This is a genomic window from Dyella sp. NPDC103356, assembly GCF_055584465.1.
In genome coordinates this window covers 642,623-660,895 of the sequence record NZ_JBVJLZ010000001.1, presented here as the reverse complement: position 1 = coordinate 660,895, position 18,273 = coordinate 642,623, and the positions used below count along the sequence as shown (strand labels likewise).

The window sequence follows — 18,273 nt, the reverse complement described above, 5'->3', positions numbered from 1 at the left end:
CCATGATCCACGAGATTCTGAAAATGGGTGATCCTCGACTGCTGCGCATCGCACCGCCGGTGCCGCAGTCGATGATCGGAAGCCCCGAGCTGGACACCCTGATCACCGACATGTTCGAAACCATGCATCACGCCAGTGGCGTCGGGCTGGCCGCGCCGCAGATCGGCGTCGATCTGCAACTGGTGATCTTCGGCTTCAACAGCTCCGAGCGTTATCCCGATGCACCACCCGTGCCGCAAACCATTCTGATCAATCCGGTGATCACGCCGTTGTCGCAGGACATGGAAGAAGGCTGGGAAGGCTGCCTCTCGGTGCCAGGCCTGCGTGGCGCGGTCAATCGCTACACCCTGATTCGCTACGAAGGCATCGATCCCAAAGGCGAGCGTATCGAACGCAGCGCCGAGGGTTTCCACGCACGGGTGGTGCAGCACGAATGCGACCACCTGATCGGGCGCCTGTATCCGTCGCGCATTACCGATTTCGCCAAGTTCGGCTACACCGAAGTGCTGTTCCCGGGCATGGACCCGAACGCGGACGATTGAAGGAAAGCCGCTCCTGATCACCATTCCGGCCTTGGCCGGGATGGTGATCTTTTGTGCCCAGATGCCTGGGGCGATCAAAATTCCGGACATGCATCGCAGTGCGTGCGATGAGGTATTGCGATCATCTCGTGTTGTGTGGACGTGTTGTATTTAACGCTTTAACTGTTATCTAAAATGGACGCTGACTATCTATGAATACGGTTGCCTCACCACCCGTACCGAAGAAATTGCATGACATGTTCGTGTCATACCCAGGTCATCTGGCAAAACTGGATCGGGTATTGCATGACGCCGTAGCCCATCCATCCGCCGGTGTGCCTGTTTTTGAACAGGCGTTATGGGCGATTGAAGAAGCGCTCAGTTCGTTTGTCGGTGACGCCCAGGCAGAGGTCAGTGCGGCCGAGGCGTCCGGCAATCAGGCCAACATCGAACGTGCCCGTCAGAAACTCAAGCTGATGCAGGCTGCGACGTTCAAGCATGTATGGGTCGGCGACCAGGACCTCTGGGCCTTTTTCCACGGTGCATCTGACAAGGGTGTTGTATGACCGAGCTGACGAAAGAGGAACACGACAAGATTTTCAGAGAGCAAATCGCCCCGAATCTGAATAGTGCGACGTCGCAGGATAAGCCGCACGCCATCATTCTTGCTGGGCAACCTGGCGCTGGAAAGGGTGGCGTGGCGTCTAACGCCATGCGTGAGCTCGGTCAAAACGCGGTGGTCGTCGACCCGGACCAGATGCGCGACTTTTACCCGAACGTGCGCGCTCTGAAAGCAGAGAGTCCTTACGCCTGGGCCGATGAAACGCATGCGGATGCCAGCAAATGGGCGGGAGAGTTTCGCTCGGCAGCGATCGACCAAAAAAAGAATCTCATCATCGATACCACGCTGGGTAAATACGAAAGCGCATCGAGGCTGGTCGGTGAATTGCGTGATAAAGGCTATACCGTCGAAGTGCGTGCCTTGGCCACTCATCGACTCGAAAGCGAGCTTGGCGTAGAAGCACGCTTTTCCAAGACCATGGGTGTGGAAGGGCATGGTCGGTATGTTCCCGCAGCCATCCAGGAACAGGTTTATGCCAAGTTGCCTGACAACCTGGACAAGCTCAAAGCCGTCGACAATGTGCCGATTCGCATCTTCAATCGAGAAAGCCAGGAGCTCTACAACAGCGAGAAACAAAGCACCGCGCCGAGCGTGACGCTGCAGTCGGCACGCGCCGGCAGATTGGACGATGTCACGCGTTCCACCGAAATCGCACGAGGTTGGCAGCAACAGGTGAGCTGGCACGAGGGCGCCACCAAGACGCTGGCAGGCATCCCCGGCGTCGAACCGAAAACGGTCGCGAAGTTCGTCCAGGAGCGGGAGACGTTCGGCGTCGTTGAACGCCTGAACATAGGCGCTCGCGAAGCGGAGGCCAATCTGCGCAGGGTCACTGCGCCGGTCGCCAGTACGTCGCAGTCGCAGGACTCCACGCACGATCGTGGTCCGGGCCCAGGTCCGTCGAGTCCGGGTTCGGGCCCGAGCTCTTCAAGCCCGGGCAGTCAACCCGGTACCTCCGGCAGCACATCGTCGCCGAAGCAACCCGATGCGCCGGCTCATGGCGGTGCGTCGTCTTCGGCTTCCGGCGGTACGGTGCTTGGTCTGGACCATGCCTCGCATCCCGATCATGCAATTTACAAGCAGGCCCTCGACCATGTGCATGAGCTGGACAAGTCCAAAGGGCATACGCCCGATGCACACAGTGACAATCTGGCCGCAGCGCTGACCGTGGCTGCACGCAACAACGGGATGGAGCGAATCGACCGCATTGCGCTTGACGATAAGGGGGCTACGGTGGTGGCCGCTCAAGGTCAGGTGGCCCTGGGTAACTTCGACAAGTTCGCGCGCGTCGACACCATGCAGGGGTTGAACACACCGGTAGCGGAAACCTCGGCAAAATGGCCCCAAGCCATGGAGGCCTTCAAGCAGCAGCAACAGTCGCAAACGCAGACACAGGCACAACCCCAGCAGGTTCAGGCGCAACATACCGCAAAGGCATAAGCGTCCACGGCCCGCGGGGGATAACCCGTGGGCCGTCCTCGCCTGCGACAGGGTGAGCTCCAGGCAAGCACCAGGCTTGCCCTCGCCACATCCGATGAGAACGAGAAGGCCCGGTGCCAGACGGCTACTGTCCGTGCGGCAGTAGCCTGGGCGATTTTTAAGGTGGTCCGGGAGATTGTCACCGGTAATAGGGTGTGAAAATATAAACGGGCTACCGCGTTGCGTTTATTGGCCTGCACCATGTTCCAGCGCCAACGTGCTTCTGGATGATCTTGTTGATTTATCCTCCGTGATCCGGAGGTGGCTTCACGTGTTTGTGCGTCGCGTCTTCTCGCTTTGATGATTATCAAAAGGGATATTGACTATGAATACGATTGCTTCGCCGCCCGTACCGAAAAAACTGCGCGACCTGCTTGCTGCTTATCCCGCTTATCTGACAAAGCTGGAATGGCTGTTGCATCACGCGGTATCGCACCCATCGGCTGGCGTACCCGTTTTCGAACAAGCGTTATGGGCTATTGAAGAGGGATTAAGTTCGTTTGTCGGCGATGCCCAGGCGGAGCTCGATGCCGCGCGTGCCTCCGGCGATGCCGCGCACGTGACTTACGCCGAGGAGAAGTTGAAGCTGCTGCAGCGCGCGACGTTCAAGCAGGTGTGGATCGGCGACGAAGAACTCTGGACGTATTTCCACGGTGCATCCGATAAGGATATTTTATGAGCAAGCTTGATGCCGAGCTGCACAAGAAGATCTTTGACGAGCAAATCGTTACGGTCTTGAACGATGTGGGATCGCAAACCAAACCACCGCGAGCCATCATTCTTGCCGGTCAGCCCGGGGCCGGTAAGGGGGCTGTAGCGGCGGCCGCGTTGCGCGAATTCGGCCAGCAGGCGGTGGTGGTCGATCCGGATCAGATGCGCGATTTCTATCCTGATGTGCGTGGTTTGAAGGCACGTAATCCTTATTCGTGGGCCGATCAGACTCACGAAGATGCAAGCCAGTGGGCGAAAGAGCTTCGTGCGGCAGCGATAGGTCAGCAGAAGAATCTCATCATCGACACCACCCTGGGTAAGTACGAGAGCGCGGCGGAACTCGTTTCCGAACTGCACAAGAAGGGCTACGAGGTCGAAATACGTGCCCTGGCAACGCACCGGCTGGAAAGCGAGCTGGGCGTGGAAGCGCGCTTCGCGATGACGATGGGCACGGAGGGGCACGGACGGTATGTCCCGGCGCACATCCAGGAAGAGGTCTATGCCAAGTTGCCGGGCAACCTGGACCAACTCCGCAACATTGATGGCGTGCCTATCCGGATTTTTGATCGAGAGGGCAGGGAGCTCTACGACAGCAAGAAGCAGGATGCGACACCTGGAGCATCGTTGAAGGCGGAGCGAGAGCATCGGCTGGAAAGTGTCGACCGGTCTCGCCAGCTTGCCGAAGGCTGGAACAGCCAGGTGGCCTGGCATGCGGGTGCGAAGACCAAGCTGGAAGGTATTCCGGACGTCAAGCCGGCGACGGTGGCCAAGTTTCTGGAGCAGCGCGAAGAGTTCGGCATCGTGCGTCGCACGTCGGAAAGGGCTGCCGAAGCGCAGACGAATCTGCACCGGTTGGCGCCGCCGACCATGGCTGCATCCTCGTCGACAGTGACACCAACGCGTCTGGACGATAGCGCGCATCCCGATCATGCGCTGTACAAGCAGGCCCTGGGCTACGTGCAGGCGATGGACAAGGAATACTCGCACCCGTCGGATGTGCGCAGCACCAATCTGGCGGCCTCGTTGACCGTGGTGGCACGCGCAAGCGGCATGGAGCGGATAGACGGTGTGGCGCTCAGTGCCGACCTCAGCAAGGTGGTCGCCGCTCAGGGTCAGCCATCGATGGGGAACTTCAACAAGTTTGCCGTGATAGACACCGTAAAGGGTCTGGACACGCCTCTGGCCGAGAGCTCGAGAAGGTGGCCGTTTGCCATGGAGCGGTTTCAGCAACAGCAACCGACCCAGACCCAGCCGCAGCAAGCCACAACGCATCTACAGGCCAAGCTATAGATGCTCATCCAAGTGAAGCAAGAGATGTCTTTGGGAATGGCAGTATCGCAGGGCTGTTGGCGGCGATGTGCCGTGCCATGATGCGTCAATGAAGCAGGCGATGGATGGAGTAGCGCCTGCTTTCGTTGCTGTAGTGACGACGCAGATTTCTTTCTGCCTTTTCCGCATAGCCGAGGACTTCCTCGATCCTTGCTATGGCCTCGAACTTCTGTGCATCGTGCGGCGACCAGGGCGATTTGTGGTCCAGTTGTCAGAGCGCATCAAAGGGCGGAGATGGCAAAAGGCCTCGACAATCCGCGTTTCCTGAGCGGGGTCGATATCGGCATGCAGCGAAAGCCGAATCAAGGCATGTTTTATGGATGTGGCTGGAGGAGCAAAGATCGAGCCGAACACGCCAGCGCCTTCCAGCAGGTCGCGAATGCGCATGCACTCTTCTTCGCTGCCGATTTCCAGCGCAACGATGTAGTGGTCGTTTCGCTCTATGGGATAGCCCAGGTCGGCCAGTGCATCGCGCAAGCGCCGAGCGGTTGCACGCAAGCGCGTCCGGCGCTCGTCGGCGCAGTCAACCAAGGCATGAACTGCCTGCAGGCCCGCCAGCTCGAACGGCAGCAATGCGGAGCTGAAGATGGCAGGAAGCGACTCATAGCTGAAATACGTGTTGAACTCCTGCGGACAGGCGATCAGGCCGGCGCGCGTGCAATAGGCCTTGGCGAGACTCGCCGTCATAAAATGGACCTGTTTGCTCAGGCCAAGGCTGGCAACCAGGCCGGCGCCGTGCGGGCCAAGGACGCCCAACGAATGGGACTCGTCCACCAGTAATGCACATTGCTGCCTTGACGCTATCTCGACGATATCAGCCAGGGGGCAGATATCTCCAAGTGTGCTGTAGACGGCGTCAACAGCGATGATGCCAGGCCCGTAGCGGTCGATCTGTCGGTCCAGGTGGTTCAGGTTGTTATGCGCAAAGAAGACGGCCCTTGCGCCCGCGCTCTTGGCGCCTTCGCGCAAGGACATGTGGGCGATCATGTCGAGGTAGACAATGCTGTCGGCGTCGGCAATGGACTGGAGCAGGCCGACATTGGCTGCGTAGCCGGACTGAGTCAGTATCCCCGAGGCGGCACCCATGGCGCGCCCCAGGCTGCTTTCCAACTGATGCATCGGTGTCTGCAGATCTTGTTCAAAGATCGCTGACATCATCATGCCCTGGCCTTGGCTGGCCAACGATGCGGCCTGCGCCTGCGCAATGGATGGGTGGCTTGCCAGTGCCAGGTAGTCGTTGCTTTGTAAAATAACGTCGCCTTTTTCAGGGCGACGTCCGGACAACAGATTCTTGCCATGCCATGCATGCTCGAAGCGCTGGCTGTAGAAGTGATCGATGCGTTGGCGAATAACCTCCGGTAAAGCCGCCGAAGCGAGTACGTCTGATATCCGGGCCGGGTTCATCGAGGTTCCTCGAACGAGAAGAAAACAAGCAGACGCGACCTATAAAATCACTCAACGTCAATGGTGTGGCGAAATGTTTCGAATCTGGTGACGATGTGACTGGTGACCCTCCACCCACGGCTTGCGAGCATGCCTTAGCGCCTCGATGACCGACTCAGGGAACTTCGAAATGCAGGAAGTAAATCTCGGGTGAAGGTGTCAGGCCATCATGTCTTGAAGAAAAGTAACGAGCTCGCTGCGCGGCCGGAGAAAGGCTCTCGCGCAGCTTCAGTCCGATGCCTTCGGCCCGTGCGATGAAAGCTCTCGGATCGAAATCGCTGATCATCGGCTCGCCGCGTTTGCGCGTGAAGCGCTCGGTCTTTTCGAACGTAGCCAGATAATCCGCCGCAATGAACTGTCTGCTGACCCGGATGTCCAGCACCAGTTGCGAACCGGACGCGAAGTATTTGGCGATGTCGCTGATAAGCGCGAACAGTGCGGTTTCGTTGATGTAGTAGGACACGCCAAGCAGTGAAATGAACGAGGTCGACTGAAAAGGAAACCCGTGCGTGCTTAATGCCTCGGCCAGGGGCACGGCTTGCAGGTCGACGGGGATGAATCGAACGTTGTCGGGGATGGCTATGGCCAGCTTTTTGAGTTTGGCCAGCTTTTGCGCCTGGCTGTCAGGATGATCGACTTCCCAGATGTGCAGGCGCTCGGGCGATGGCTTCTGTCGCAGCGCGTAGGAATCCAGGCCGGCACCCAGGATGACGTATTGGATATCGCCGCCTGACACCTGGGCGAGCTTTTCTTCCACATAGCGCGCTCGCCCCAGAATATTGCCCTGCACCGGTCGCAATGCGGCCAGCAGGAGGCCGAACACAAGCCAGCTGAGCATGCGGCTGCGACAGATGCGCCGCCACGCCGCACTGGTGAGTTCGATCGCCCAGGGATCGTCCACTATCAGCGGCGAGTCGTAGATCCGGTGTCTGGCGCGCACGGCCGCAACGGCTTCGGCGGTCTTGCTGGCTTGGCCCGATTTCATGCCATGACACCGAGGTGTTCATACGGCCCGCAGTTGGCCTCATGGCTGATGTCGCGGCCGGCGAAGAAGTCTTCGCAAAGCCGGCTTACGGTATCGAATTGCTCCAGGTTAGCCAGATGGTCGGCGCGCTTGATCAGCGTGTAGTGGGCCGAAGGCAGCAGCTGCGCTACTTCGCGGCAATAGTCGGGGCGGGTGTAATTGTCGTATTCGCCAGTAAAGATCAGAAACGGAAGGTGAGCACAGTCGCTGTAGTTCAGGTGCGGCGTGTTGATCATGCGCAAGGTATTTTCGACATAGTTCTTACGCCGCACCGTGCTCAGCTTCGAGATACCGATGCGCAGGAGCTTTTGTGCAAGCCGGCTGTTCTGGATGTCGTCCTGCTTGTCCGTACAAAGGAACATGCGGGTGAACAGGGCGATCGCCTGCTCGCGGTCTTCACTCTGCATGATGCGGATCGATGCGAGCGTATCGTCCATGACGGCGTCGGGAATCCGCTTCATGGTGCCAGCGAGAATCACCCGGTCAACCTTCTCCGGATACTTGTTGGCAAAGAGATAGGTGATCGGCGTGCCGTAGGAAACCGCTTTGATATGCACGCGCGCAATACCGAGCGAATCGAGCAGGTGCTTGAGACAGTCGGCAAGAAATTCCATCGGGTAGCCACGGGGCAGGGTATCGCTTTCGCCCATGCCGGGCAGGTCGCAGACCACGACTCGGAAGGTCTTGTTGTAATAATCGAGGTAATTATCCCAGGAGTTGAGGCTTTGCAATGCGCCGCCCAGAATAACCAGCCATTCGCCCTGAGGTTTGTCGCTCAGCTTGTAACGATAGCGAAATCCTCGAAAATCGAGCTCGCCAAGGATGGACATATGCCGCTCCAATGGTTGGGCAGTCAGCGTGATGTAGGCTCGGTTATTAACGGGCGAACAGTGAGTGCATCGCGTTCGGCATTCACATAATTCGATTACATATTTTTAGAAGCCATTGAATTGTGATTTTCGTCAAAATAATGCATGTCATTTGTTGGAGTGGCGCCTTCTATGTAGGGTGATGGGCTGAATGGGTGATTCGTCGCCCCATGACATCTTCGAATATCGGTCATTCGGAAATTCATTTTTTGCCCTACGGAAAAATCTCGAATTGGGCACGAACCTGCTGCGGGCTTTTGCCTATCTTCATGCAGGCAATCTCCTCGTTTGCTCGTAGGCTTCGTACGTCTCAAGCACCTCGAGTACGGATTGCGCTTTTCTTTTATTCGGTCACAAGGAATCTAGACCATGATGCGCAAGAATTTTTTTGCGGCAGCGATCCTTTTCGCTTCGTGCATTTCCGGTTCGGCCCTCGCGGCAGGCCACCAGATCAACGAGCCGGTCGCTCCCGGCACTCGCTACTTCTCCTTTGTCACGACCGGCGCTCTCTTTCGGGAGCCGCACGAATTCATTTTCGGGACGGCCGATCCGGTGCTGCAGGACAAGATCGTATCCATCATCAATGGAACGCCCGCGTTCGAGCAGCGCGTCAAGGGAAGGATCGTTCGGGGGCGTGCCGCGTACAACGAAGCGTGGCCATTCCACCTCGACCCGGATTCGATCGAGCTGTTCGGCAACACCGTCGAGCTTTGCGATGCGGTGCCAATGGAGATCGAGGAACACCTTTCCGAGGTGGGTGGCTCCTACCTGCCCGGTAACGAGTGGCGCCCCTGGAGCATGCGCCTGGTGCGCGAAGTGAAGATATAAGCGGAAATCGCCGCATCGTGGGCTGGCTGCCCACGGTGCGACGACGCCGGGCGTTGGTGTTACTGCCCGGGCTGGGTATGCTCTGGGGTATGCCGGGTCGGCGCGGGGTGTCCGCGATCGACGGGGAGCAGGCGATAGGCGCGGGCCTCGGGTTCGTTCGCCAGGTAGGGTGTCGCAGCTTTCAATCCGCGTTTTTCGCCCAGCCGAGGATATCTATTTGTGAGCGCAAACCTTCCGCCCGTTGACGACAACCGTACTGAGCTGACCGTTCGCGGCGTGATCCTGGGTGTGGTCATCACCGTGGTATTCACGGCGGCCAACGTGTTCTTCGGCCTGAAGGCCGGCCTGACCTTCGCCACCTCGATCCCGGCAGCGGTGATTTCGATGGCGATCCTGCGCTACTTCAAGGGCGCGACGGTGCAGGAAAACAACATCGTGCAGACGATCGCCTCGGCGGCTGGCACCTTGTCCTCGATCATCTTCGTGCTGCCCGGCCTGATCATGATCGGTTGGTGGACCGGCTTTCCCTACTGGGTGTCGTTTGCCATCTGCGCCTTGGGCGGCATTCTGGGCGTGATGTATTCGATCCCGCTGCGGCGCGCGCTGGTGACCCTGTCCGACCTGCCGTATCCGGAGGGCGTGGCCTGTGCCGAAGTGCTCAAGGTCGGCGGCGGCGAAGATGCCAGCGCCGATTCCGATGCCGAGAACAAGGCTGGCCTGATGGCCATGGTGTGGGGCTCGGTGGTGGCGGCGGTGTTTGCGGTCGTGGTGCAGACGAAGGTGTTTGCCAGCGACGTGGCGCAGTACTTCAAGCTCAACGACCGCGGCTCGGTGAGCGGTTACGACTTCAATCTGTCCTTCGCCTTGTTTGCCGTGGGCCACCTGGTCGGCCTGTGGGTCGGCGTGGCGATGCTGGTCGGCGCGATCATCGGCTGGGGCTGGGCCGTGCCGCATTACTCGGGGCTTGCTGCGGTTGTCGGCGCGGCGGCGGATGTGGCCCAGGAGACCTGGAGCCACAAGGTGCGCTTCCTCGGCGCCGGTACCATCGGCGTTGCCGCGATCTGGACGCTGCTCAAGCTGGTCAAGCCGGTGGTCAGTGGCCTGGCCGGTGCCATGGCCGCCGCACGCGTGCGTGCTGCCGGTAACGCGCATACCCTGCCGCGCACCGAACAGGACATGCCGATCGGTATCGTCGCGCTGATCACCGTGCTGTGCCTGGCGCCGATCGGTTGGCTGCTGGGCAGCTTCGGCGCAGGTGCCGGGCTGGGTTCGTCGTTGACCACGCTGGTGATCGGTGGCGTGGCCTTCGTGGTGCTGATGAGCTTCTTCGTGTCGGCGGTGTGCGGCTACATGGCCGGCCTGATCGGTTCGTCCAATAGCCCCTTGTCCGGCGTGGGCATCCTGGTGGTGCTGGCCGCTGCCATGCTGCTGGTCGCAGGGGTCAAGCCGCATCTGCCGCCGGAAAGCGGCAAGGCCCTGGTGGCCTTCGCGCTGTTCGTCACGGCGGTGGTATTTGCGGTGGCGGCGATCGCCAACAACAACCTGCAGGATCTCAAGACCGGTCAGTTGGTCGATGCGACGCCGTGGAAGCAGCAGGTAGCGCTGGTGATCGGCGTGCTGGCCGGTGCGGTGATCATTCCGCCGGTGCTGGACCTGCTCAACCACGCCTACGGCTTTGCCGGTGTTCCGGGGGCCGATCCCGCCAAGGCCTTGGCCGCTCCGCAGGCCGGATTGATCTCGGCCCTGGCGCAGGGTGTGATCGAAAACAATATCGACTGGAGCCTGATCGCCGTCGGCGCGGTTATCGGCGTGGTCATCATCGTGCTCGATGCCGTCCTGGGTGCCACGACCAAGTCGGTGCGCCTGCCCGCTTTGGCCGTCGGCCTGGGCATCTACCTGCCGACCTCGACCACCTTGATGGTGGTGGTTGGTGCCCTGGTGGGTGCGTACTTCGACCATCGTGCCGACCGCGGCCCGAAGCCGGAGGCGACCAAGCAACTGGGCGTGCTGCTGGCCTCGGGCATGATCGTGGGCGAGAGCCTGATCCTGGTCTTGATCGCCGCTATCGTGGCCTTCACCAGCAATGCCGCACCCTTGGCCCTGGTCAGCGACAGCTTCGCGGTACCGGCCGTATGGATCGGCGGCATCGCGTTCGCCGCGGTGATGTTCGTGCTGTACCGCTGGATCAGCCGGTTGGCGCTGGGCAAGGCTTGAGGGTGAAGCCGGCCGCTGCGCGGCCTGTAAAGAGGAAAGAGTAAAGAGGGAAAGCAGGCTGCCATGAGCGTCCAGGCTGCCGGCCTTTCCTCTTTACCCTTCACAGCGCCGCAGGCGCGGCTTCACAGGCTGCGAAGCAGCCGGCTTTACGCTCAGATGTCATTTACCTATGTGACGATGAAGCCTACGGGGGCCTGACAGGCTATGCTTCGCCGTTCGCAGAAACGACCTGCGACGGTTGTAATAGTGTGGAGGCGTTAGTCGCGTGGTGGAACAAGATGGGGCGGAGGCTCCGATTCCAGGTAATGGCTTGACCCAGGTGGGCGTTGGCGCGCTGTGGCTGCGCCGGCTGGCCGGGCCGTTCCTGTCGCTGGCGATGCTGTGCCTGGCGTTGTGGGCGCTGCACAAGCTGGCCCGTGAAGTCAGCTATCACCAGGTGGCCCGCTTCGTCCACGGTCTGCCGGATTGGCGCATCGCGCTGGCGGTGGTGTTGACCGCGCTGAGCTACGTGGCGATGACGCTGTACGACTGGTTCGGGGTGGCCTCGATCGGCAAGCGCCTGCCGCGCGCGCAGGTGAGCTTTATCTCCTTCCTGAGCTATGCCTTCAGCAACACGCTGGGCATGGCCCTGCTGATCTCCGGATCGATCCGTTATCGCTTCTATATCCAGGCCGGCCTTTCCACCGCCGAGGTGGCCAAGGTCGTGCTGTATTGCACGCTGAGCTTCTGGCTGGGGCTGTGCACGCTGACCGGCGTCACGCTGCTGATCGTGCCGGTGCCCGCCACGCTGCCCTTTGCCGAGCTGCGCCTGCCGATCGGAGCCTTGCTGACCTTGCTGCCGGTGGTGTGGATGGCCGGCAGCCTGTGGCTGCGCAAGCCGGTGCGGGTATGGCGCTGGCCGGTCAGCATGCCGACGCCGCAGAATGCGCTGCGCCAGATCATCGTCGGTACGGTCGATTGGGGTCTGGCCGCGAGCGTGCTCTACCTGCTGATGCCCAACGAAGTCGACACCGGCTTCGGGCATTACCTGGCGATATTTGCCTTGGGCCAGATCGCAGGCCTGATCAGTCATGTACCCGGCGGCCTGGGCGTGTTCGAGGCGGTGATGCTGGCCGGCTATGGCGCCACCGGCAACGAAGGCCTGGAAGCACCGATTCTGGGCGCGCTGGCCGCGTACCGTCTGATCTACTACTTCCTGCCGCTGTGCGCCGCGACCTTGATGGTGTTGCTGCGCGAAGTGCGTGGCTTGCGCACCAAGAGCCTGTTGTCGCCCTGGTTCACCGGCCTGTTGCCGCCGTTTTTCGCTGGCCTGACCCTGGTGTCGGGTGCGGTGCTGGTGTTCTCCGGTGCCACCAGCGCCATTCCGGACCGCATGGCGATCCTGCGCAATGTGCTGCCGCTGCCGGTCCTCGAAGTCTCGCATCTGCTCAGCAGCGTGGTCGGCATGCTGCTGCTGATCCTGGCGCGTGGCTTGCAGCGCCGGCTCGACGCGGCCTATGTGCTGACCCTGGTATTGCTGGTGGTCGGTGCGGTGCTGTCGCTGCTCAAGGGCATCGATTACGAAGAAGCGACGCTGTTGTCGCTGCTGGCACTGGGCCTGGCGCCGGCGCATCAGTTGTTCTACCGGCGTGCGTCGTTGTTCAGTACCAATTTCTCGGTCGGCTGGATCATCGCGATCCTGGCCGTGCTTGGCTGTGCGAGCTGGCTGGTGGTTTTCAGCTACAAGCATGTCGAATACAGCAGCAACCTGTGGTGGGAGTTCAGCTTCCTGCACGGCGGTGCACCGCGCGCCTTGCGTGCGCTGGTCGGCGCGGCAGCGGCAGGTTTGCTGTTCGCCCTGGCGTCGCTGATCCGCCCGGCACCGCCGCGTCTGCAACTGCCGGACGAAAGCGACCTGGTCAAGGCGTTACCGTTGATCAAGAACTATTCGTCCGCGCAGGCGCATCTGGCCCTGATGGGCGACAAGACGCTGCTGTTCGATGCGGACCACACAGCCTTCATCATGTACGACGTGGAGGGCCGCAGCTGGATCGCCATGGGCGACCCCGTCGGCGAGAACGACGATGCACGGCGCGAGCTGGTCTGGACCTTCCGCGAACTGTGCGAACGCGCCGGCGGCTGGCCGTTGTTCTATCAGGTGCGGCCTGAAGACCTCGACCTGTACCTCGAAGTGGGCATGAATCTGCTCAAGATCGGCGAGGAAGCCCGGGTCAAGCTGGACGAGTTCAACCTCGACGGCAAATCGAAGAAAGTGCTGCGCAACACCGTCAACAAGCTCACCCGCGACGGTCTGCGCCTGGAGATCATCCCGGCCGAGGCAGTACCGGCGATGCTGCCGCGGCTGAAGCAGATTTCCGATGCCTGGATGCGCGACAAGCGCGTGCGCGAAAAAGGGTTCTCGCTGGGCACGTTCGAACCGGCGTACCTGAGCCGCACGCCGATGGCGATCATCTGGCAGGGCGAGGAGCCGGTGGCGTTCTCCAATCTGTTCCTTACCGACAGCAAGGAAGAAGCCTCGCTGGACCTGATGCGCCACATGCCCGACAGCACCTCCGGCATCATGGACTTCATGTTCATCCAGCTGATGATGTGGGCCAAGCAAGAAGGCTATCGCTGGTTCAACCTCGGCATGGCACCCTTGTCGGGCTTGCAGAGCCGCCGCACCGCGACCCTGTGGAGCCGCTTCGGCGCGATGATCTTCGGCCGTGGCGAACGTTTCTATAATTTCCGCGGCCTGCATCGCTACAAGGACAAGTTCGATCCCGAGTGGGAGCCGCGGTACTTGGCGGTGCCGGCCAATATCGCCTTGCCGGTAGCGCTGGCCAATCTGGCCAGTCTGATTTCCGGTGGCCTATCGGGTATGGTTCGTCGATGAAAAAAGTCTTGTGGTCGGTATTTGCGCTGGTCGTTATTGGCGCCGCGGTGGGCGTGCTTTTGTGGCAGCCTTGGCATCACACCAGCATGGCCGAGTCGTTGACGGTCATCCCTCCCGCACCGGGCGCTACGCCGCCGGCGGGGCGTGAAGACGTGCTGGCCATCGTGTACTCCGGCGATGGCGGTTGGCGCGACCTGGACAAGCAACTGGGTGCCAAGCTGAGCGAGCGCGGCGTGCCGGTGCTGGGCGTGAGCGCGCTGAGCTACTTCTGGCGGACGCGTTCGGCGGCCGATTCGGCGGTCGATCTCGATGCGCTGATCCAGCAGAATCTGGTGACATTCAAGAAAAAGCGCGTGTGGCTGATCGGCTTCTCGTTCGGCGCCGACGTGCTGCCCTCGATCATCGGCAAGCTGCAACCCGAAAACCGCGCCACCATCGCCCAGTTGGTGCTGCTGTCGCCCACCCGCGACGCCAGCTTCGAGATCGAGATGGAAGGCTACATGCGCGAGGGCTGGTTCAAGACCCACACGCAGGAGTGGCTCCAGAAGTTCAACCCGGTGCAGCACTACGACGCTTTGCCGCCGCTGCTGGCGCTCGACGCCCACCCCCCGGTGGTTTGCTACTACGGCAAGGACGAGAGCGACGACACCATCTGCACCGAGCCATCGTTGCCGAGCTGGATTCGTGTTGACGCCAAGCAGGGTGATCACCACTTTGATGGCGATTACGGCAAGCTGGCGACGGAAATGCTCGAGCAGTTGCCTGCTGGGCAGTAAGATTCGAAAGCATCTCCTAGCCGTCATCCCGGCGAACGCCGGAGGCGCTTTACAACAGCGAAGCTGGTCATCTAGTGACTTGCGCTCAACGCGCTGAAGACGCTGGGCCCCGGCGTCCGCCGGGGCGACGACGGAAACTGAGGTCCTTACTGTGACCCTAAAGTAATTCCCCCACAGGACGATAAACCGGCGACACACCGGAGTCCGTAAGTTCATGCTGCTATGCGTCCGCACAGGGGCCGACCGTATTTATCCTGGCGTCACCCGCATTTCGCGGGGGACTGGCATCATGCCGATCAATGCGGGCAGCGTTGCCGCGGTGAACCGTGGTGCCGTGATGACGCGCATGAACGGGTTGTCGCGACTATGAGCCATTACAACAAACCGCCGCCGGGCCCTTCGGGCAACGTCGTCAACTGGAGCGATCCGCATCTGGAGTCGCTGCTGCGCAAGACCGAGAGCTGGAGCCTGGACAACCGCGGCGTGTTCACGCCCATTCCGTGCGAGCTGCATATCGGTTGGGGCGCCAGCCCGGGCAAGGCCGCCACGCTGGTCTTCGAACGCGAAGGCGTGATGGTGGTCGAGGCTCGCTTCATCATTCCGCAGGGCGAGCAGGTTCGGGTGGACCGGGTGCAAGTGGGCGCCTTGCGTTCGACCTGGGGCACCGTGGTGGAAGGGCGCGAAGGCCAGCGCGCCGAAGATCGCGCCAACGGCATCCAGGTGTACTGGTTGCACACGCGCTGAGCGTGCCGGTCGTCAGTAGCGCTTTTTTTTCGATGGCCTCAGTATCGCCGGCAGACGCCACCAGCCGATACCGACCATGCCCGCTCCGCGCGACATCCAGCTCCTGGCACGCTACAACCAGTGGATGAACGACAAGCTGTATGCTGCCGTCGCCGATTGGGACGACGTGGCGCTGAACGAGCATTGCGGCGCGTTTTTCGGTTCGGTGTTCGGCACGCTGGATCATCTGCTCAAAGCCGACACGATCTGGATGAAGCGCTTTGCCGAGCACCCTGCCGATTTCAGCGCATTGGCGCCGGTACACGCCTTGACCCATCCCTATCTGCTCACCGGGCCGGTGCATGAGGATTTCCCCTCTCTGCGCGCTGCCCGGATAGCGATGGACGAGACGATTCTTGCCTTTGCCGGGCAGTTGACGGCGGCCCATTGCGATCAGCCGCTGACCTATCTCAACCGGGCCGGCGAATCGTTCGAGCGCCCGCTGGGCTTTGTCCTGCTGCATTTCTTCAATCACCAGACGCATCACCGCGGCCAGATCACGACCTTGCTCAGCCAGGCCGGTGTCGATGTCGGTGCGACCGATCTCATTACCTTGCTCTAGCCGCGAATGCAGACGATGAAACAAGTCACTCAGGGACGTAACCCGGGCATCGATGCCTTGCGCGGCCTGTCGATCCTGCTGGTGGTGTTGCACCATATCGGCCTGCGCATCCCATTCAAGAAAACCATGCTGGCCGACGTGCTGCCCATGCCTGTGTTGCGCGCGCTCAATTACAACGGCTATGAGGCCGTGTTCGTGTTTTTTGTGATTTCGGGATTCCTGATCGCCGGCAATGCCTTGCACCGCTGGGGTTCGTTTCGGCATATCGACGCGCGTGCCTTCTATGCGCGCCGGTTTGCGCGCATCGTGCCTTGCCTGCTGGCTTTGCTGGTCGTACTCAGCGTTTTGCATCTGCTGGGCGTCGACGACTATGTGATTCATCGTGAGGGGCAGTCGCTGCCGGGTGCGCTCTTCGCGGCATTGGGCTTGCACCTGAACTGGTACGAAGGCGTTACCGGCTACCTGCCAGGGAACTGGGATGTACTGTGGTCGTTGTCGATCGAAGAGGTCTTCTATCTCGGCTTTCCGCTGCTATGTCTGCTGATCCGCCGCGATGCGGTGTTGATCCCGCTATTGATGTTGCTGGCGGTCAGCTTGCCATGGACGCGTGCCGCGCTGGAAGCGAATGAGATCTGGCAGGAGAAGGCGTATCTGCCCGGCATGAGCGCCATCGCGATCGGCGTTATTGGCGCGTGGCTGATGCCACGCTTGCGCTTGCCCAGACATGGTGTACTCGTCTTGCTTGTGGTCGGCTGGGCGGGTCTTGTTTGCACGTTCGTCGCGGGCGGCTGGATCTGGCAGTACATCCACAACGGCTACATGTTGCTGCTGACCTTGTCGGCGCTGGCCTTGTTGATCGCTTTTGCGGAGCAGGCGCGCCGCGGCGATCGCAAGCCGCTCCCAGGCTTTGGCTGGCTGCGTAGCTGGGGCCGCCTGAGCTACGAGATCTATCTCACGCACATGTTTGTCGTCTTCGCGGCGGTGCGCGCGTATCGCGCCTTTGGCGGGGACGAGCGCCTGGGCTTTCTCTGGTACGTGCCGGCACTGCCTTTATGTTGGCTGCTGGGCGTGGCGGTGGAGCGCTGGCTCTCGCTGCCGGCGGAGCGTTGGTTGCGTGCCCGCTTGTTACCGGCTCGTACCGAAAGCTCGCTGGCCAGCGAGCCCGGTTGAGGTTCAGCGGTAGCGGTTGATCGTGTCGCGCAATTCGATGGTGGCGGCGCGCGATGCCTGAGCGAAATCTTCGCCGTTGCCCGCATAGAGGATCGCGCGCGAAGAGTTGATCATCAGGCCGTTGCTGTCGGCTGTGCGGCCATGACGCACTACCGCTTCGACGTCGCCACCCTGCGCACCGATGCCGGGCACCAGCAGCGGCATATCGCCGACCAGTGCGCGCACTTGGGCCAACTGCTCCGGCCAGGTCGCGCCGGTCACCAGCGCGCAGTTCCCGTTCGCGTTCCATTCCTGCGCCACCAGCCGGGCGACATGCTGGTAAAGCGGCAGGCCGCCGACATCGAGATCCTGCAGATCGGATGCACCGGGGTTGGAGGTATGGCAAAGCAGGATCACGCCCTTGTCGGCGTGGTCGAGGAAGGGCTGGATCGAGTCGCGGCCAAGATAGGGATTGAGCGTCACCGCATCGGCCTCGTAGCGCTCGAAGGCCTCGGTGACATAGTGCTGCGCCGTGCTGCCGATATCGCCGCGCTTTGCGTCGAGGATCACCGGCACATGCGGAAACATTGCATGCGCATGCGCAATCAGGCGTTCCAGTGCGTCTTCCGCGCTGAGCGCGGCAAAGTGCGCGATCTGCGGCTTGAACGCGCAGACCAGGTCGCCGGTAGCGTTGACGATGGCCCGGCAGAACTCGAACACTGCATCGGGATGCTCACGCAGGTGCGCGGGGAATTTCGACGGCTCCGGATCGAAGCCGACACAGACCAGCGAGTTGTTGGCGGCCCATGCGCGTTTCAGGGATTGCATGAAGTGCATGGCGTTCCTCCGGAGGTGGCAGGGTTTTGCGGGACGGCCTTCAGGAGCCTTCAGGAGCCTTCAATAACCTCGGTTTCCATCGTCATCCCGGCGTAGGCCGGGATCCAGTGGCTTCGGTTGTCGGTTTTCGCGATTCTACCTGGGCTCTGGCGCGACAACCCGCCGATAACGCCACTGGTCCCGGCCTGCGCCGGGATGACGGGTAGGGGGTTGTTCGAGATACCCTTAGATCGCGACCACGATGGATGGCAATC

At 61.1% G+C, this 18,273-nt stretch carries 16 protein-coding genes; 12 read left to right on the top strand and 4 right to left on the bottom strand.

Going from position 1 to position 18,273, the window contains the following annotated elements; all coding sequences use genetic code 11:
- Positions 1 to 2: 2 nt before the first annotated feature.
- From def to ACZ6WW_RS02865, 5 genes are all read left to right on the top strand, one after another.
- Entirely contained in the window at positions 3 to 542 is a 540-nt protein-coding gene (def, locus tag ACZ6WW_RS02885; protein ID WP_465272882.1) for a peptide deformylase, read from the top strand.
- A gap of 191 nt (positions 543 to 733) precedes the next feature.
- Positions 734 to 1,087, top strand: coding sequence for a hypothetical protein (locus ACZ6WW_RS02880; protein WP_465272881.1), 354 nt, complete (start codon positions 734 to 736; stop codon positions 1,085 to 1,087).
- A complete protein-coding gene (locus ACZ6WW_RS02875; RefSeq protein ID WP_465272880.1) occupies positions 1,084 to 2,580 on the top strand; it encodes a zeta toxin family protein in 1,497 nt (498 codons plus the stop codon). Before ACZ6WW_RS02880 ends, ACZ6WW_RS02875 begins: the two co-directional genes overlap by 4 nt.
- Before the next feature lie 364 nt (positions 2,581 to 2,944).
- Complete coding sequence (locus ACZ6WW_RS02870) at positions 2,945 to 3,298, top strand: hypothetical protein (protein WP_465272879.1); 354 nt, start codon at positions 2,945 to 2,947, stop codon at positions 3,296 to 3,298.
- On the top strand, positions 3,295 to 4,620 hold the full coding sequence (locus ACZ6WW_RS02865) for a zeta toxin family protein (protein ID WP_465272878.1): 1,326 nt from the start codon (positions 3,295 to 3,297) through the stop codon (positions 4,618 to 4,620). The genes ACZ6WW_RS02870 and ACZ6WW_RS02865 overlap by 4 nt, the downstream gene beginning before the upstream one ends.
- 192 nt (positions 4,621 to 4,812) lie before the next feature.
- Here the strand turns inward: ACZ6WW_RS02865 and cqsA are convergent, their stop codons facing one another.
- From cqsA to ACZ6WW_RS02850, 3 genes are all read right to left on the bottom strand, one after another.
- Positions 4,813 to 6,063, bottom strand: coding sequence for an alpha-hydroxyketone-type quorum-sensing autoinducer synthase (gene cqsA, locus ACZ6WW_RS02860; RefSeq protein ID WP_465272877.1), 1,251 nt, complete (start codon positions 6,061 to 6,063; stop codon positions 4,813 to 4,815).
- Positions 6,064 to 6,217: 154 nt separating this feature from the next.
- Positions 6,218 to 7,087: a class I SAM-dependent methyltransferase gene (locus tag ACZ6WW_RS02855; RefSeq protein ID WP_465272876.1), complete on the bottom strand. Its 870-nt coding sequence runs from the start codon at positions 7,085 to 7,087 to the stop codon at positions 6,218 to 6,220.
- A complete protein-coding gene (locus ACZ6WW_RS02850; RefSeq protein WP_465272875.1) occupies positions 7,084 to 7,956 on the bottom strand; it encodes an alpha/beta fold hydrolase in 873 nt (290 codons plus the stop codon). Before ACZ6WW_RS02850 ends, ACZ6WW_RS02855 begins: the two co-directional genes overlap by 4 nt.
- A 408-nt stretch (positions 7,957 to 8,364) precedes the next feature.
- Between ACZ6WW_RS02850 and ACZ6WW_RS02845 the strand changes: the two genes are divergently transcribed.
- The 7 genes from ACZ6WW_RS02845 to ACZ6WW_RS02815 all read left to right on the top strand — a co-directional run bounded on the left by ACZ6WW_RS02845 (position 8,365) and on the right by ACZ6WW_RS02815 (position 17,203).
- Positions 8,365 to 8,823 (top strand): BP74-related protein, encoded by a 459-nt coding sequence (locus ACZ6WW_RS02845; RefSeq protein ID WP_465272874.1) that lies wholly within the window; start codon positions 8,365 to 8,367, stop codon positions 8,821 to 8,823.
- A gap of 219 nt (positions 8,824 to 9,042) precedes the next feature.
- Positions 9,043 to 11,037, top strand: coding sequence for an OPT family oligopeptide transporter (locus ACZ6WW_RS02840; RefSeq protein WP_465272873.1), 1,995 nt, complete (start codon positions 9,043 to 9,045; stop codon positions 11,035 to 11,037).
- Positions 11,038 to 11,302: 265 nt separating this feature from the next.
- Entirely contained in the window at positions 11,303 to 13,912 is a 2,610-nt protein-coding gene (gene mprF / locus ACZ6WW_RS02835) for a bifunctional lysylphosphatidylglycerol flippase/synthetase MprF (RefSeq protein WP_465272872.1), read from the top strand.
- Positions 13,909 to 14,688, top strand: a complete 780-nt coding sequence (locus tag ACZ6WW_RS02830) for an AcvB/VirJ family lysyl-phosphatidylglycerol hydrolase (protein WP_465272871.1) — start codon at positions 13,909 to 13,911, stop codon at positions 14,686 to 14,688. The genes mprF and ACZ6WW_RS02830 overlap by 4 nt, the downstream gene beginning before the upstream one ends.
- A gap of 366 nt (positions 14,689 to 15,054) precedes the next feature.
- Positions 15,055 to 15,432 carry a hypothetical protein gene (locus tag ACZ6WW_RS02825; protein ID WP_465272870.1) on the top strand — a complete coding sequence of 126 codons (378 nt, stop codon included), beginning with the start codon at positions 15,055 to 15,057 and terminating at the stop codon, positions 15,430 to 15,432.
- A 76-nt stretch (positions 15,433 to 15,508) separates the two neighbouring features.
- Positions 15,509 to 16,033, top strand: a complete 525-nt coding sequence (locus ACZ6WW_RS02820) for a DinB family protein (RefSeq protein WP_465272869.1) — start codon at positions 15,509 to 15,511, stop codon at positions 16,031 to 16,033.
- A 15-nt stretch (positions 16,034 to 16,048) separates the two neighbouring features.
- On the top strand, positions 16,049 to 17,203 hold the full coding sequence (locus ACZ6WW_RS02815) for an acyltransferase family protein (protein WP_465272868.1): 1,155 nt from the start codon (positions 16,049 to 16,051) through the stop codon (positions 17,201 to 17,203).
- A 3-nt stretch (positions 17,204 to 17,206) separates the two neighbouring features.
- Here ACZ6WW_RS02815 and pyrF read toward each other — a convergent pair whose 3' ends face one another.
- The gene (gene pyrF, locus ACZ6WW_RS02810) at positions 17,207 to 18,019 is read right to left on the bottom strand and encodes an orotidine-5'-phosphate decarboxylase (RefSeq protein WP_281852146.1); all 813 of its coding nucleotides are present in this window, start codon (positions 18,017 to 18,019) and stop codon (positions 17,207 to 17,209) included.
- Between the last annotated feature and the right edge of the window lie 254 nt (positions 18,020 to 18,273).

Coding starts and splice junctions, on each gene's coding strand:
- pyrF (WP_281852146.1), bottom strand. CDS start 18,019: ATGCACTTCATGCAATCCCTGAAACGCGCATGGGCCGCCAACAACTCG.
- ACZ6WW_RS02815 (WP_465272868.1), top strand. CDS start 16,049: ATGAAACAAGTCACTCAGGGACGTAACCCGGGCATCGATGCCTTGCGC.
- ACZ6WW_RS02875 (WP_465272880.1), top strand. CDS start 1,084: ATGACCGAGCTGACGAAAGAGGAACACGACAAGATTTTCAGAGAGCAA.
- ACZ6WW_RS02880 (WP_465272881.1), top strand. CDS start 734: ATGAATACGGTTGCCTCACCACCCGTACCGAAGAAATTGCATGACATG.
- ACZ6WW_RS02820 (WP_465272869.1), top strand. CDS start 15,509: ATGCCCGCTCCGCGCGACATCCAGCTCCTGGCACGCTACAACCAGTGG.
- ACZ6WW_RS02865 (WP_465272878.1), top strand. CDS start 3,295: ATGAGCAAGCTTGATGCCGAGCTGCACAAGAAGATCTTTGACGAGCAA.
- cqsA (WP_465272877.1), bottom strand. CDS start 6,063: ATGAACCCGGCCCGGATATCAGACGTACTCGCTTCGGCGGCTTTACCG.
- ACZ6WW_RS02850 (WP_465272875.1), bottom strand. CDS start 7,956: ATGTCCATCCTTGGCGAGCTCGATTTTCGAGGATTTCGCTATCGTTAC.
- ACZ6WW_RS02825 (WP_465272870.1), top strand. CDS start 15,055: ATGAGCCATTACAACAAACCGCCGCCGGGCCCTTCGGGCAACGTCGTC.
- ACZ6WW_RS02855 (WP_465272876.1), bottom strand. CDS start 7,087: ATGAAATCGGGCCAAGCCAGCAAGACCGCCGAAGCCGTTGCGGCCGTG.
- ACZ6WW_RS02870 (WP_465272879.1), top strand. CDS start 2,945: ATGAATACGATTGCTTCGCCGCCCGTACCGAAAAAACTGCGCGACCTG.
- ACZ6WW_RS02845 (WP_465272874.1), top strand. CDS start 8,365: ATGATGCGCAAGAATTTTTTTGCGGCAGCGATCCTTTTCGCTTCGTGC.
- ACZ6WW_RS02830 (WP_465272871.1), top strand. CDS start 13,909: ATGAAAAAAGTCTTGTGGTCGGTATTTGCGCTGGTCGTTATTGGCGCC.
- def (WP_465272882.1), top strand. CDS start 3: ATGATCCACGAGATTCTGAAAATGGGTGATCCTCGACTGCTGCGCATC.